This is a genomic window from Archangium sp. (assembly GCF_036388035.1).
Classification (GTDB): domain Bacteria; phylum Myxococcota; class Myxococcia; order Myxococcales; family Myxococcaceae; genus Archangium.
The window spans coordinates 1-14956 of sequence record NZ_DASVSO010000568.1 but is presented as its reverse complement, the minus strand read 5'-3'; the positions used below and the strand labels follow the sequence as shown (position 1 = coordinate 14956).

Here is a 14956-nt window from a genome sequence, read left to right as displayed (position 1 = left end):
CCGACTTGTTTCGGAGGGCTTGGGGAGGATTGCTCAGCCGTCCGCGCGGAGGGCTTCGTGGGGCGGCACGCGCAGTGCGCGCCGGGCCGGCAGCCAGCTCGCCAGCAGTGCCACGGCCCCGAGCAGCGCCGGCACCGCCGTGAAGGTGACTGCGTCGAGCATTCCCACGCCATAGAGCATGCTGGACAGGCCGCGTGCGAGCGCGACCGCTCCCACCAGGCCCAGGGCCACTCCCATCGCGGCGAGCACCACGCCCCTCCTCACCACCAACCACAGCACCTGTTGGTCCGTCGCGCCCAGCGCCATGCGGATGCCCAGCTCGCGCGTGCGCTGGCTCACCGAATACGCGAGCACGCCGTACAACCCCAACCCCGCCAGCGCGAGCCCCAGCACGGCCATGGCCGCCAACAGCCCGCCCAGCACCTGCGTGCGCCCGAGGCTCGCGTCCACCACCTCCTCCATGGCGCGCACCTGGGCGAGTGGCGCGTCTGGCTCCACCGCGTGCAGTTGCTCGCGCAGGGCGGGCGCCAGCGTCGCCGTGTCCTGCGTGGAGCGCACGGCGAGCACCATGTACAACACGGGGAACTGTCCCATGGGCAGGTACACCTCGGCGGGCGGCGCCTCGCCGAGGCTGTCATGGTGGGTGTCGCCCACCACGCCCACCACTTCGCGGAAGGACTCTCCGTCGACGGTCAGCTTCGCCCGCTGTCCCAGCGCGCTCGCCCCGGGGAAGTAGCGCCGCGCGAAGGTCTCGTTGACGACCATGACGGGTAGCGTGTTCGGACCGTCCGCGGTTGCGAGCACGCGCCCCGCCTTCAACGGAATGCCCATCGTGACGAAGTAGTCGTCACTCACGGCGCGGAACTGGGTGTACTCACGAGTCTCCTCCAACGAGGTGGGCTCGCCTGGCAGCAGCACGGGCGCGACACCGGTGCGTCCCCACAGCGGCACCGTGCTGGCCACGCTCGCGGATTGCACCCCTGGCATTCCCCGTACCCGCTCCAGCAGCTCCGAGAAGAGGAGGCGCTGGCGCGCTTCTTCCGGGTACTTGTTCTTGGGCAGGAACACATCCGCGACTCGCACGCCCCGGGGCTCGAAGCCCAGCGGCACCGCCTGCAGCGCGTAGAGGGTGCGCAGCATCAGTCCCGCTCCCACCAGCGGCACGAGCGCCAGCGCCACCTGCGCCACCACCAGCACGGCCAGTGCGCCACCGCGACCGGTGGAGCCTCGGCCTCCTCTCACCCCGCCGAACGCTCCACGCCCATCGGACCGCGCCGCCCGCAGCGCTGGCACCAGGCCGAACAGGAGGCTGGTGAGCAGGGACAGGCCCGTGGCGATGGCCAGCACGTGCGCATCCAGCCGGACCGCCTCCGGTGCCAGCACCTCCCGCGGCACCAGTGCCCGCATCAGGTCCATGCCCCACAGCGCGAGCAACAGTCCCGCCGCTCCGCCCGCGAGCGCGAGCATCACGCTCTCCACCAGGAACTGTTGCATCAACCGCGCGCGGCCCGCGCCCAGGGCGGCTCGCACCGACACTTCCCGCTCGCGCGCGCTGGCGCGGGCCAGCAGCAGGTTGGCCACGTTGGCGCAGGCCACGAGCAGCACCAGCGCCATGATGCCCGCCAGCAACCCGAGCTGCTCCCGCGCGCCCTCCACCACCTGGGCTTGCAGTGGCACCACGCGCACGCCCGTGGCCTCTCCGGCGAACGCCTCCTCGAGCGCCAGCGACGCGGCCACTCCCTCCAGCTCCGCCCGTGCCTGCTCCAAGGAGACGCCGGGCCGCAGCCGCCCCACCGCTCGCAGGTAGATGCCCCGCGGCTCCTCCCCCACGGCCGGGTTCGGGGCCAGCGGCTTCCACAGGTCCACTTCCGGAGCGAAGCGGAAGGAGGCGGGCAGCACCCCCACCACCGTGTGAGGCTGTCCGTTGAGGGTGAGCGTGCGGCCCACGACGGCCCGGCTTCCGCCGAAGCGGCCCTGCCACAGCCCATGGGAGAGGAGCACCACGAGGTCGCGCCCGGGGACCTCCGTCTCCGTGCCGAAGGGCTGACCGAGCTCCGGCTTCACCCCCAGCAGGGGCAGCAGTCCCGCCGTCACGCGTCCCGCACGCACCCGGTCCGCCGGTCCTTCCTCCCCCGTCAGGGTGAAGTCCCAGAGGCTCAATCCCTCCATGGCCTGGAAGGCGCGCGAACGCTCGCGCCAGGCCCCCAGGGACAGGTACGTCAGCCCCATGCGCTCGCGCTGCGGCGTGGACTGGAACAGGCGCACGAGCTGCTCTGGCTCGGGGTAGGGCAGCGGCCGCAGCAGCACCTGGTAGACGACGCTGAAGACGGCCGTGGTGGCGCCAATGGCCAGGGCGAGCGTGCCCACCACCACCAGCGTGAAGGCGAGCTCGCGCCGCATCCGGCGCAGGGCGAAGCGGACATCCTGGAGGAGCTGGGACATAGGGGCTGGCACCGAGCGGCTGCAACTCTAGCGCCAGCCCGTGGCGGGGCGCGTGGCCCGCCCGTTTCCGCCCCGGGGAGGCGCGCCACGCGCGGGCCCGTGTCCGGATGTGGCACGCGGCTTCCCAGAAACGAACAGGCCCGGGCTCCTCTCGGGTTCGAGGAGACCGGGCCTGGGGCTCAGGGGGGCCGCGAGGAGCGGCGCCGAGCGCCTGTGCTGCGCGGCGAGCCGTCAGCGCTGCGACGTCACCACCGGCATCGGGAAGGCCTCGCGCGGCTTGTGCACGCGGTCCTTCGGGTTGGGGCGCTCGACCACCTTGGCGATCAGGTCGTAGTCGTGCGCCTCCGTCACCTCCACGGTGACGAACTCGCCCGGGTACGCCAGGCCGTCGTTGATGTAGACCTGCCCGTCGATCTCCGGCGCCTGTCCCTCGGTGCGGCCCACCAGCAGGTGCTCGGACTCCTCGCTCGGGCCCTCCACCAGCACTTCAATCCGCTGGCCCACGAGCTTCTTGTTCTGCTCGCGGTTGATGCGCTTCTGGATGGCCATCACCTCGCGCCAGCGCCGCTCGATGGTCTGCTTGGGCACCTTGTTCTCGTAGTCGTACGCGGCCGTGCCTTCCTCGTCCGAGTACTGGAACACGCCGAGCCGCTCGAAGCGCTGCTCCTTGACGAACTCCTTGAGCATCTCGAAGTCCTCCTCGGTCTCGCCGGGCATGCCGACGATCATCGAGGTGCGCATCACCAGCCCCGGCACCCGGGCGCGCAGCTTCGCCAGCAGCTCCTTGAGGAACTTCGAGTCCCGGCCCCGCTTCATCGACAGCAGCAGCTTGTCGCTCGCGTGCTGCAGCGGCATGTCCAGGTAGCGGGCGATCTTCTTCTCCGTCGCCATCAGCTCGATGAGTTCGTCGGTGAAGACGCGCGGGTAGGCGTAGTGCAGGCGGATCCACCGCACGTCCACCTTCACCAGCTCGCGCAGCAGGTCATGCAGCTTCGGCTTGCCCGGCAGGTCATGCCCGTAGGCCGTCAGGTCCTGCGCCACCAGGTTCAGCTCCTGCACGCCCTGCTCGGCGAGCCGCTGGGCCTCGGCGATGATGTCCGGGATGGTGCGCGAGCGCTGGCCACCGCGCAGCGTGGGGATGATGCAGAAGGCGCACGCGTTGTCGCAGCCCTCGGAGATCTTCAGGTATGCCGTGTAGGACGGCATCGAGTTCTCGCGCGGCGTCTGCGCGTCGTGGATGTAGTCCGGGTCCGGAATCACCTGACGCGGGCTGGCCTCGGCGGCGAGCAGGTCGCCAATCTGCGCGTAGGCGCTCGTGCCGAGGAAGTGGTCCACCTCGGGCATCTCCTTGGACAGCTCGGCGCCGTAGCGCTGCGAGAGACAGCCGGTGACGACGAGCGTGCTGCACGCCCCCGACTTCTTGAGCTCGGCCATCTCCAGGATGGAGTCCACGGACTCCTGCTTGGCCGGTCCGATGAAGGCGCAGGTGTTGACGACGATGACCTGGGCCGCGGCGGGGTCCTGTACCAGCGAGTAACCCCGCTGCTTCAGCGTGCCGAGCATCACCTCGGAGTCCACCCGGTTCTTCGGGCAGCCGAGGGTCATCATGTAGAGGCTCTTGGTCTCAGGGGGATTCTGCACAGCGTTTTACCGTCTTCCGAGTTCGGTCCGCTCGAAGTGGTCGCCACTCCAAGCGAAGTTGATGGTCGGGCCGCTCGAGTAACCAATGCTCAACGCGCCCTCTTCATCGAGCACCACGGAGGTGGCTCGTCCCAGTGCACACGTAGCAGCCGGCCATTCGAGCACCCGCTGCGCCGTCTTCCCCTTCGCCAGATAGAGGCCAAGGCGCAATTCCTTGTCCGGGTCACAACCCTGGCCGTCCTGGGTGTACGGCAACTCGCCCGACAACACCACCAGCAGGGGGCGTCCATCCGGCAGGGAGAGGGTTTCCGGCACATTCACGCCCACCGACTCCGCTTTCACCGGATTGGGCGTCACCAGCACGCGCAGCAGGCCGGGCGTCAGCTTCTTGTCCGCCTCCACCCAGACCGGGTAGTGGAGCACGCCGTAGCCCAGCCAGCCGTCCGGCTGCCCGGCGAGCGCGACCACGCCCTCGGGCGGCTTGAGCTTCAGGCCCTTGCGGAAGTCGTCTGGCAGCCGGAGCACCTCGCCCACCATGCCGCCGTCCTTGCAGTTGGTGGCGGCGCCGAAGGTGAGGCACAGGTCGAGCGCGAGCGCCTCCGTCGCGGGGAAGCGCGGCAGGGCGCGGGCGGGGATGGCCACCTCGAGCGTCAGGGTGTTGTCCTTGTGCTGCACGCCCGCGTCCACCAGCTTCTGGGCGAACTCGGGGGTGCCGCTCTCGGACGGGGAGGCGCGCTTGCCGTCCGAGGCGAAGTGGAAGACGTGGCCGGTGGCGGCCGCGCCCGCGTCGGGGAAGAAGAGGCTCAGGGTGAGCTCGTCCCCGGCCTGGAGCTGCTCGTCCGTGGCCTCCACCCCCACATAGAGGGTGTCCTTGCGCCATCCCACGCGGCCGGTGAAGGAGGCGCCCCCGGAGGCCCGCGGCTTGAGGGTGAGCGTGGCGGGGAAGTCCTTGAGCTGCCCGTCCAGCTTGGGCGCTCGGGCGAGCGAGGGCACGGCCTTGCTCGGGCGCTGCTTCGGGGCCTGCTTCTCCTGGGCGGAGGCCGCCAGCGGGGCGAGGGCCGCGAGGAGGGCGGAGACGACGAGTGGGCGCAAGGGCTAGTCCCGGAAGTTGGTGAACTGCATGTCGAGCTTCAGCCGGTCCGCTTCCTTGCGGAAGAGGGCCATGGCGGCCTGGAGATCGTCCTTGTTCTTGCCCGTGACGCGGAGCTGGTCTGCCTGGATGGAGCCCTGCACCTTCAGCTTGGAGTCCTTGAGGAGCTTCACCAGCTCCTTGGACTTCTCCACGGGAATGCCCTGCTGCAGCTTGATGAGCTGCTTGACGTTGGCCAGGCCCGTCTTCTCGATGGGCTCGTACTCCAGCGCCATCAGCGGGATGCCGCGCTTGGCCAGCTTGTTGAGGAGGACCTCCTTGGCGGCCTGGACCTTCTCCTCACTGTTGGCCTTCACCGTGATGGAGGTCCGGTCCGGCGCGAGCACGACATCCCCGTTGACGCCCTGGAAGTCGTAGCGCGTGGAGATCTCCTTCTTGGTCTGGTTGACCGCGTTGTCCAACTCGGCAATGTCGATTTTGGAGACGACGTCGAAGGAAGGCATGGCGATTCGCGCCCTTATCACACCTTGATGACCATCGGCACCACCACGGGCCGCTTGGCTGTATACAGCTTGAAGGCCCGGCGCACCGAACGGGCCAGCTCCTCGCGCGCCATGGCGTCGTCCCCCCGGAGCTGGGGGGACATCTGGAGGAAGAAGGCGCGGGCGTCCTCGGCCACCCGGGGCAGCAGCACCTGCTCGTCCAGATTCAGCCCCTGGCCCGAGAGGTTCGGCCCCGCCATCACCGCCAGTGTGTCCCGGGCGATGACGATGGCGGCCACGATGAAGCCCGTCTCGGCCAGCCGGGTGCGCTCCTGGAGGATGTCGGGCGTCACCACCCCGTTGCCGAAGCGGTCCCGGTAGATGCGGCCGGTGGGGACGCTCCCCGAGAAGCGGCCCTGGCCCTCCTCGAAGACGAGCAGGTCCCCATCCTGGGCCAGCAGCAGCTGCGCGGGGTGGAGCCCGGACTCCTTCGCGGTCGCCAGATGTCGGTGGAGGTGGTGCAACTCGCCATGGATGGGGATGAAGTTCTTGGGGCGCACCAGGTCCAGCACCCGCCGCTGCTGGGGCTGGCTGGCGTGGCCGGAGACGTGGACCCCGGGCTCGATGTCCGGGTAGACGACGCGGGCGCCGCGCCACAGGAGCTGGTCGATGAGGCCGGACACGGCGCGGTCATTGCCGGGGATGGCTCGGGCGCTGAGGACGACCATGTCTCCGGGGCCCAGGCGCAGGGGGCCGTCTCCGGCGGCGAGCTGGGAGAGCCCGGCGCGGGGCTCGGCCTGGGAGCCGGTGGCGAGCACCAGCAGGCGCTCGGGGGGCAGGGAGGCCGCGTCCTCCAGCGGGACGAAGAGGGCGTCGGTGACGGAGGGGAGGAAGCCGAGCTGGCGCGCCATCTCGATGTTGCGCGCCATGCTGCGGCCCATCGTCACCACCTTGCGCTCCAGCTTCCGCGCGAGGTCCAACAGGTGCTGGATGCGGTGCACCTGGGAGGCGAACATGCCCACCACGATGCGGCCGGGCACGTCGCGGAAGAGCCGCTCGAAGGTCTGCTCCACCACGCGCTCGCTGCCCGTCTCGTGGGTGCGCTCGGAGTTGGTGGAGTCGGACATGAGGCACAGCACCCCCTCGTCCCCGAGCTCGCCCCAGCGCTCCAGGTCGGTGCGCTGGCCGTCGATGGGGTCCGGGTCCAGCTTGAAGTCCCCGGTGTGGATGACGGGGCCCTCGGGGGTGCGGACGATGTAGCCCACGGCGTCCGGTACCGTGTGGGTGACGCGGCTGGCCTCGACGGTGAAGTGGGCGCCCACGGGGAAGGGGTGGCGGGGCTCGATTTCCCGCAGGTCCGCCTTGATGCCCAGCTCCTCCAGCCGGTAGCGCACCATGCCCAGGGTGAAGCGCGTGCCGTAGACGGGGACGGGCACCTCGTTGAGCAGGAAGGGCAGGGCGCCGACATGGTCCTCGTGGCCGTGGGTGAGGACGATGCCCTTGAGCCGCGAGGCGTTCTGCCGCAGGTAGGAGAAGTCCGGGACGATGATGTCCACGCCCAGGGTGCCAATGGGGGGGAACATCAGGCCGCAGTCGATGAGGAGCATCTCCCCACGGCAGGCGATGACCATGGCGTTGAGGCCAATCTCACCGAGTCCTCCCAGGGGAATCACATGGAGCATGCGCCTACATATATGGACATGGCCAGGCAGCTCGCCGTGGGAATCGCTCGTCCTCCCGCTCGCCCCTGGAGGGCCCTGACATCCGGACGGGGGGTGCTCAGGCTCAGTAGTTAGGCTTATGGCCCAATGAATGGGGGAGGCGCGCTTCCCGGACGGGCCAGCCGCCGGAGCACGCCCAGGGCGAGCAGTGCCAGCCAGGCGCTCGCCCCTGTCCGCGTCGAGGCGCACCCCCCGCAGCCCGGCAGTGGCGTCACCTGGAGGGAGACGGTGACCACCTCGGACTCTTCCTGGCCGTCACTGACGCGGTAGGTGAAGGCATCCGGGCCGTAGCCCGAGTGGGGCACGAAGGTGAGCTCGGGCGGGGTGCCCAGCAGCTCCCCGTGCCTCGGCGGGTCCACCAGGGTGTACGTGAGGGCGTCCCCGTCGATGTCCGTGCCCTCCAGCCGCACCTCCACCGGGGTCTGCTGGGCCGTCGTCACCTCCAGCGGGCGAGCCTGGGGCGCATCATTCACCGGCGACACGGTGAGGGCGGCGGTCTCGGGCGGGGAGTCGTACTCGCCGTCACCGACGCGGTAGGTGAAGGCGTCCTCGCCATGGAAGTCCGGGTGGGGCGTATAGAGGAGGTGGGGCGCGGTGCCCGAGAGCGTGCCGTGCTCCGGCTGCGTCAGCACCGTGTACGTGAGGGCGTCCTCGAAGACGTCCGAGCCCTCCAGCGTGACGGACAGGGCGCGGTCCTCGGTGGCCATCACCTCGAGGGGCCGGGCCACGGGCGGCTGGTTGCGGGCCTCGAGGGTGAACAGCTCCGCGGAGGGGAGGTCCGGGTTGTAACCGCCCGCGATGAGCACGCTCCCCCAGGGCAGCAGCGTCGCCGTGTGAGCGCCGTGGGTCGCGATCATCCTGCCGCCCGAGGTCCACGTGCCCGTGGAGGGCTCGAACAGCTCCGTCTGGGTGAAGCCCTCGAAGTTGTCCCCGGTCACCAACACCCTGCCCGAGGGAAGCGGCGTCGCCTGGTGGGAGGCGCGAGGCAGGGCCATGCTCCCGGTGGGGGCCCAGGTGCCGGTGGCCGGGTCGTACAGCTCGGCCGAGGCGTGCGTTCCCTGGGAGGACTCGCCTCCCGCCACCAGGACCTTGCCCGAGGACAGCGGCGTCGCGGTATGGCCTTGCCGCGCCTGGAGCATGGAACCCGTGGGGCTCCAGGTGCCGGTGGCCGGGTCGTACAGCTCGGCCGAGGCGACGGGCTTGCTGCCGTCGGTCCACCCTCCCGCCACCAGGACCTTGCCCGAGGGCAGCGGCACCGCTGTGTGGAAGACGCGGTTGGTGGCCATCGGGCGGGTGGGCGCCCAGGTGTTCGTGTCCGGGTCGTACAAGACAGCCGTCTTGGCGTAGAGGTTGCTCGCGCCGTTGGCGACGCCCCCCGTCAGCAGCACCTGGCCCGAGGGCAGCGGCGTGACGCTGGAGTAGTAGAAGAGCGGCTCCGTCAGGTCCCGCGCCCGGCTCCAGGCTCCCGTGCTCGGGTCATACAACTCGGGGATGGAGCCCAAGCCTCCCGCCAGCAGCACCTTGCCCGAGGGCAGCAGCACCGCGGCGGCCCTGCTCCGGGACAGCACCATGGCGCCGGTGAGACGCCAGGAGGACTCGGAGGCTGCGGTGCCCGAGGGCGTCTGGCCCCGGGCCTGGAGGGGGAGGCCCACCAGACACATGAGGACGGGCAGCAGCATGGGCAGGTGCGAGGGGGACATGCCGGTTCTCCTGAAGGATGTGTTCGGAGCGCGGGGGCTCAACCCCGTCGGCTGCGCCGCCTGGGGTGGAGGGCGAGCCCGAGCAGCACCAGCGCCGCCCACGAGGTGCCTCCTCCCGGAGCGGCGCAACTCCCGACCTCCGGGCCCGGCGTGATGGTGAGGGAGACGGTGGCCACCTCGGACTCCCGTCCGCCGTCGCTGACCTTGTAGCGGAAGGAGTCCTGGCCGTAACCGCCGCGGGGAGGCCTGTAGGTGAGGTGGGGTGCGCTGCCCGTGAGCCTGCCGTGCTCCGGCTGACTCAGCAGCGTGTACGTGAGGGCGTCTCCATCCGGGTCCATGCCCGGCAGCGTCACCTCCACCGGCGTGCCCAGGGGCGTGCTCACCGACAGGGGGAGCGCACGCGGAGGATCCTCCACCGGCGTCACGACGAGCCGGACGGCGATGGGGCTGGAGTCCAGCGTGCCGTCGTTCACCTTGTAGAGGAGGGTGTCGGTGCCGGTGAAGTCCGGGGCGGGCGTATAGGTGAGGTGGGGCGCGGTGCCCGAGAGCGTTCCGTGCGGGGGGCCCGCGAGCACGGTGTACGTGAGGGCGTCTCCATCCGCGTCGGCGCCCTCCAGCACCACGGGGACGGGAATATCCTCGGCCGTCGTCACCTGGAGCGGCCAGACCCGGGGGGGTGTGCGACCCTCGTCGGGGCTGAGCTCGGCCGTCGCGTGGAGCGTGGGGCTCTTGAAGCCTCCCGCGGTCAGCACCCGCCCTGAATACAGCAGGGTCGCCGTCAGGAAGCCGCGAAGGCTCGGGCGCGGGAGCTCGGCACACGACCAGGTGTCCGTCTCCGGCTCGTACAGATCGGCGGAGCAGGGCTCGCGACCGAGTCCCGAGCCCCCTGAGATCAACACCTTGCCCGAGGGCAGCAGCGTCGCGGCATGGTTGCCGTGGGTGGAACTCATGCGGCTCGTGGTGCTCCAGGTGTCCGTGCCGGGGTCGTAGAGCTCGGCCGTGTCGTATTCGAAGACGCGAACGGACAGGCCACCCGCCGCCAGCACCTTGCCCGAGGGGAGCACGAGCGCGGAGAACCTCTGGCGCTCCCAGGTCATGCTCCCGCGGGGGCTCCACTGGCCCGTCTCCGGGTCGTACTGCTCCACCGTGGCGAGGGTGCCGTCCTCGCCACTTCCACCGAGGACCAGCACCCGTCCCGAGGAGAGGAGCACGGCCTGGTGGTTGCCACGCCCGCTGGCCATCGAGCCCGTGGGGGACCAGGTGCCCGTCTCCGGGTCGTACAGCTCGGCCGTTTTGGCGCTCTCGCCCGCGCCCCAACTTCCCGTCACCAGCACCTTGCCCGAGGGCAGCAGCGTCGCGGTGTGTTCGCCGCGAGCCCAACTCATGGACGCGGTGGCACTCCAGGTGCCCGTCTCCGGGTCGTACAGCTCGGCCGTGTTGGTGCTCTTGCCAGCGTCCTGGCCTCCCGTCACCAGCACCTTGCCCGAGGGCAGCAGCGTCGCGGTGTGTTCGCTGCGAGCCCGACTCATGGGCGCGGTGGCACTCCAGGTGCCTGTCCCCGGGTCGTACAGCTCGGCCGTCGCCAAGGCCACGAAGGTCGGCTGTTGCCCGCCGGTCACCAGCACCTTGCCCGACAACAGCCGCGTGGCGGTATGGAGGTAGCGGGCCTGGAGCAGCGAGCCGGTCACGCTCCAACTCGAGCCGGTTGCCACCCCGACGGGAGCCTCGGCCGCGTGCGAGGGCGCAGCGGACATCAGGAACGCGAGGGCGAGTGAGAGGAGCAGCGGCTGCCGCCTGGGAGGCATGGCTTGATTCTTCCGGGCCGGGGAAGATACGAGGATTGCAACTCCAACGTCATACCTCATTCCCCATGCACCTCGCATGCAGCCGTCTCGTGTCCCTCCTGCTCTCATTGGGAGTGGTGATGGCGTGCGGGGAGGGGAGGGCGGAGGAGCGCTTCGCGGTGTTGATAGGGGCCAACGCGGGTTGGTCCAACGACAAGCCGCTGCGGTACGCGGAGACGGACGCGGAGCGGATGCGGGAGGTGCTGGTGGAGTTGGGGGGCTTCGCGCCGGACCGGGTGGTGCTGCTGCGCGAGCCGGACACCACCGCGGTGCGAGGGGAGTTGGAGAAGCTGGCCCGGACGCTGAGGGGCTTGGGCCAGGACAGCCTGGTGCTCTTCTACTACTCGGGGCATGCGGATGAGCGGCACCTGCACCTGCGAGGCCCGGCGCTGGCGTACCCGGAGGTGCACACGCTGCTGCAGGCGCTGCCAGCGACGGTGAAGGTGGGGGTGCTGGACGCATGCCGCTCGGGCTCCATTCTGGGAGCCAAGGGGGGCAGGCCCACGGGCCGCTTCGAGGTGAAGGTGGTGGATGAGCTGAGGGTGAGAGGGCTGGTGGTGCTGACGTCCAGCGGAGCCGATGAGCTGTCGCAGGAGACGAAGGCGCTGGCGGGCTCGGTGTTTACCCACCACCTGGTGTCGGGGCTGAGGGGGGCGGCGGACGAGGATGGGGGAGGGGAGGTGAGTCTGGTGGAGGCGTGGAAGTACGCGTGGATGAGGACGGAGGCGGACACGGCGGCCAGCGCGGTGCCGCACCGGCCGGCGTACCTCTTCGAGCTGAAGGGGCAGGGGGAGCTGGTGCTCACCCAGCAGAAGCGGGAGGGGGCGAGGCTGGTGCTGCCTCGTGGGGAGGGGGAGAGGTACGTGGTGGTGGACGAGCACGAGGTGAGGCTGGTGGCGGAGGGGAGGACGAGGGCGGAGGGGGCGGTGGCGTTGGGGCTGGCACCGGGGACGTACCGGGTGAAGAGGGTGGAGGGGGAGGGGATGGGAGTGGCGAGGGTGACGGTGAAGGGAGGACAGAGCGTGGAGGCGGCGGGGCTGAGGTACGAGCCGCAGGCGCTGGCGGTGGGACTGCTCAAGGGGGACCCGGAGCAGATGGACGAGGAGGAGAGGCGGGAGTGGAGGAGGGGAGAGGCACTCAGGCTGTTGGCGGCGGGAGAGGCGGGGATGGCGCTGAGGCTCTTCGAGGAGCTGCTGGCGCAGAGGCCCGGAGACGTGGGCGCCCAGCGTGGCCGGATCCGCTCCCTGCTTCGTCTCGCCGAGGTGCATCGCACCGAGGGGGACTGGCGCAAGCAATACGAGATGCTGCGCACGGCGCTCGCGGCGGATCCTTCGCTGGTCGAGGATCCCGACTTCACGAGCGCGTACCGGAGGCTCGGAGAGCGGGAGCTCATCGAGCGTCGGGACCTCAAAGTGCACGCGGACGTGGAACAGGAGCTCCTCGCCAACCCGCGGCTCAAGCGGCGCTGGAGCCTGGGTGTCGAGGTGCTCGGCACTCGCGGGCCGCTCGCGGTGGTGGGCTCGCTCCTGCTGCGGGACGTGTGGCTCGTGCACGTGGCGGTGGATCCGCTGGGCCTGGTGCTCGTCGGGTTGCCGAGCCTGGACCTCGGGGGCCGTCGCCTGTTTCCGATTGAAGGCCGTCTCAGCGGCTTCGCGGGGGCGGGGATCCACCTGAGCCTGGCTCCCTGGCCGGGACTCTGGGACGGCGATCCGCTCTTCCAGTCCCGTTATTTCTACCGGCAGACCTGGGGAAACGCCCTGCACCTCGACGTGGGCGTCCAGTACATCTTCGAATCCGGTCTCGCGCTCGAACTGGGCGGCGGGCTCATCCTCTCGCACCACGCACCCTCCGCACCTCATGTCCTCGACACCCCCATGCTCAACCTGGGCCTCTCCTGGTTCCTCTGAGGAGGAGGCGGGCCGCTCGTTCCTCGTGCGTCGCACGGGCCTGTGGGCTCTGGTGGCTTTCTGCATCGGGCTCGCCGCGATGCCCGCCCGGGGCGAGGCCCGCTTCGCGCTGCTCATCGGCTCGAATGTCGGGTGGTCCCATGAGCGCCCGCTCCGCTACGCCGAGTCGGATGCGGAGCAGGTGCGCGAGGTCCTGGTGGAGCTGGGGGGCTTCGCACCCGATCGCGTGGTGCTGTTGAAGGACCCGGACACGGCGACGGTCCGCGCCCACCTGCGGCGGCTGTCCCGGACGGTGAAGGACCTGGGGGAGGAGAGCCTGGTGTTCGTCTATTACGCGGGGCACGCGGACGCGCATGTCCTGCACCTGCGGGGCGAGCCTCTCTCCCATGCCGAGCTGCTGGTGAGCCTCCAGGAGATGCCGGCCACCCACAAGGTGAGCCTGCGGGACGTGTGTCTCTCCGGCTCCGCGCGACCGGGGACTCCCAGCCCGGCCCTGGAGATGAAGCGCTCGAGCGCGCTGAGGACCAAGGGACTGGCGCTCCTGCGGGTGAACAGCGCGGACGAGCTGTCGCGAGGGGGCCGGGTGCCAGGAGGCTCGCGCTTCACGCACCACCTCGTCTCGGGTTTGCGAGGGGCGGCGGATCTGGACGGAGACGGGCGGGTGATGCTGTCCGAGGCATGGCTCCACGCGACCCGGCGGACGAAGGCGGATTTACCAGACCTGTCGCTGCCGTGGAGCGCCCCGCAGGAGCTGGACGAGGACACGGGCGATCTCCCCCTCACCGAGTTGCCGGAGGACGCGGCCCGGCTGCTGCTGCCCCAGGGCGAGGGGGAGCGCTACGGGGTGGTGGACGAGCACGAGGTGCGGCTGGTCGCCGAGGGGCACGTGCGCCAGGAGCAGCGCGTCTCCCTGGTGCTTCCCCCCGGCACCTACCGGGTGAAGCGTGGGCGGGCCTCGGCGTTGGAGGTGGCCACGCTGCGGCTCGAGCCAGGAGCGCGGGTGTCCGCGGAGTCGCTCACCTACGAGGCCCGGCCACTCGGAAGCGCCTACCTCGAGAGCAACCTGGAGGGGCTGACTCCCGAGGCGCGGCGCGAGTGGACGCAAGGGCGGGCCCGCGCCCTGCTGGCGGGGGGCGAGGTGGAGGGGGCCCTGCGCCTGCTCGACGAGGTGCTCGCGGAGAAGCCGGGAGACCTGGGGGCGCTCCGAGCCCGAGCGCGGGCCCTGGTGCGCAAGGCCGAGGCCCAGGAGCGCGCGGGGAATCCCCAGGGCGTGCGCGAGTCCCTGCGAGCGGCGCTCGAGGCCGATCCGGTGCTCGCCGAGGATCCCACGTTCGCCCCCTGGTACCAGAAGCTCCATGGGCTGGAGGCCGAGGCCCTGCGGACCCAGGACATCCGGGAGGTGGCCGTGAGCGAGTCCAGCCGCAACCCGCGTTCCGGGCACCGCTGGGGCCTGGGGCTCGATGTGCTGGGGACGCGAGGCACGGTGGCGCCGGTGGTGTCGCTCATCCTCGGGGACAAGTGGTTCCCGTACCTGGCGGTGGCGCCGCTGGCGCCGGGCGGCGACGTCGGGGTCCGTCTGGTGCCCCTCGGGTGGCGCTGGAGTCCGATCGTCGGAGTCGGGGTGCAGCTGCCCTTCGCGCGACTGCTGCACGGCCCCCAGGCCACCCTCACTCCTGGCGAGGACGGTTGGGTGGACCCCGAGGCCGCCGAGAACATCGAGCAGGAGCTCCGGGATGGGTACCTGCACCTCGACCTCGGCATCCAGTACTTCGGGGATGGCACCCTGGCGCCCGCCTGCGAGCTGGGCGTCGGATTGAAGGTCTTCCAGCGCCCCTCCATTCAATTCATCGGTCTGCGGCCCTCGGTGAACCTGGGCTGTGGCCTGTTCCTGTGAGCGCCCGTTCCCTCATGTTCCTCCCGCGTCCTTCCTGGTGGCTGGTCCTGCTGTGCGTGGGCGTGGTGGTGGCGTGCGGAGAGGGGAGGGCGGAGGAGCGCTTCGCGGTGTTGATAGGGGCCAACGCGGGTTGGTCCAACGACAGGCCGCTGCGGTACGCGGAGACGGACGCGGAGCGGATGCGGGAGGTGCTGGTGGAGTTGGGGGGCTTCGCGCCGGACCGGGTGGTGCTGCT

9 protein-coding genes and 1 pseudogene are annotated in these 14956 nt (G+C 70.7%); 3 read left to right on the top strand and 7 right to left on the bottom strand.

Features of this window, described 5'->3' with window-relative positions; genetic code table 11:
- Positions 1 to 33: 33 nt before the first annotated feature.
- The 7 genes from VF697_RS22965 to VF697_RS22935 form a co-directional block, all read right to left on the bottom strand.
- Positions 34 to 2442 (bottom strand): ABC transporter permease, encoded by a 2409-nt coding sequence (locus VF697_RS22965; protein WP_331098401.1) that lies wholly within the window; start codon positions 2440 to 2442, stop codon positions 34 to 36.
- 231 nt (positions 2443 to 2673) lie between these two features.
- Positions 2674 to 4047, bottom strand: coding sequence for a 30S ribosomal protein S12 methylthiotransferase RimO (rimO, locus tag VF697_RS22960; RefSeq protein WP_331098403.1), 1374 nt, complete (start codon positions 4045 to 4047; stop codon positions 2674 to 2676).
- A gap of 42 nt (positions 4048 to 4089) precedes the next feature.
- On the bottom strand, positions 4090 to 5175 hold the full coding sequence (locus VF697_RS22955; protein ID WP_331098400.1) for a hypothetical protein: 1086 nt from the start codon (positions 5173 to 5175) through the stop codon (positions 4090 to 4092).
- Between the two features lie 3 nt (positions 5176 to 5178).
- Positions 5179 to 5676, bottom strand: coding sequence for a YajQ family cyclic di-GMP-binding protein (locus VF697_RS22950; protein ID WP_331098398.1), 498 nt, complete (start codon positions 5674 to 5676; stop codon positions 5179 to 5181).
- Positions 5677 to 5693: 17 nt separating this feature from the next.
- Positions 5694 to 7337 carry a ribonuclease J gene (locus VF697_RS22945; RefSeq protein WP_331098396.1) on the bottom strand — a complete coding sequence of 548 codons (1644 nt, stop codon included), beginning with the start codon at positions 7335 to 7337 and terminating at the stop codon, positions 5694 to 5696.
- Between the two features lie 116 nt (positions 7338 to 7453).
- The gene (locus VF697_RS22940) at positions 7454 to 9076 is read right to left on the bottom strand and encodes a kelch repeat-containing protein (protein ID WP_331098395.1); all 1623 of its coding nucleotides are present in this window, start codon (positions 9074 to 9076) and stop codon (positions 7454 to 7456) included.
- A 38-nt stretch (positions 9077 to 9114) separates the two neighbouring features.
- Positions 9115 to 10881 carry a kelch repeat-containing protein gene (locus tag VF697_RS22935; protein WP_331098393.1) on the bottom strand — a complete coding sequence of 589 codons (1767 nt, stop codon included), beginning with the start codon at positions 10879 to 10881 and terminating at the stop codon, positions 9115 to 9117.
- Between the two features lie 89 nt (positions 10882 to 10970).
- Between VF697_RS22935 and VF697_RS22930 the strand changes: the two genes are divergently transcribed.
- The 3 genes and pseudogenes from VF697_RS22930 to VF697_RS22920 form a co-directional block, all read left to right on the top strand.
- A complete protein-coding gene (locus tag VF697_RS22930; RefSeq protein WP_331098391.1) occupies positions 10971 to 12827 on the top strand; it encodes a caspase family protein in 1857 nt (618 codons plus the stop codon).
- Between the two features lie 52 nt (positions 12828 to 12879).
- Positions 12880 to 14721 (top strand): caspase family protein, encoded by a 1842-nt coding sequence (locus tag VF697_RS22925; RefSeq protein ID WP_331098389.1) that lies wholly within the window; start codon positions 12880 to 12882, stop codon positions 14719 to 14721.
- A 14-nt stretch (positions 14722 to 14735) separates the two neighbouring features.
- A pseudogene (locus tag VF697_RS22920) lies at positions 14736 to 14956 on the top strand (caspase family protein); the annotation flags it as partial.

What these genes read in the sequence shown, in the direction of transcription:
- VF697_RS22965 (WP_331098401.1), bottom strand. Translation starts at nt 2,442, where the DNA reads ATGTCCCAGCTCCTCCAGGATGTCCGCTTCGCCCTGCGCCGGATGCGG.
- rimO (WP_331098403.1), bottom strand. Translation starts at nt 4,047, where the DNA reads ATGACCCTCGGCTGCCCGAAGAACCGGGTGGACTCCGAGGTGATGCTC.
- VF697_RS22950 (WP_331098398.1), bottom strand. Translation starts at nt 5,676, where the DNA reads ATGCCTTCCTTCGACGTCGTCTCCAAAATCGACATTGCCGAGTTGGAC.
- VF697_RS22945 (WP_331098396.1), bottom strand. Translation starts at nt 7,337, where the DNA reads ATGCTCCATGTGATTCCCCTGGGAGGACTCGGTGAGATTGGCCTCAAC.
- VF697_RS22940 (WP_331098395.1), bottom strand. Translation starts at nt 9,076, where the DNA reads ATGTCCCCCTCGCACCTGCCCATGCTGCTGCCCGTCCTCATGTGTCTG.
- VF697_RS22935 (WP_331098393.1), bottom strand. Translation starts at nt 10,881, where the DNA reads ATGCCTCCCAGGCGGCAGCCGCTGCTCCTCTCACTCGCCCTCGCGTTC.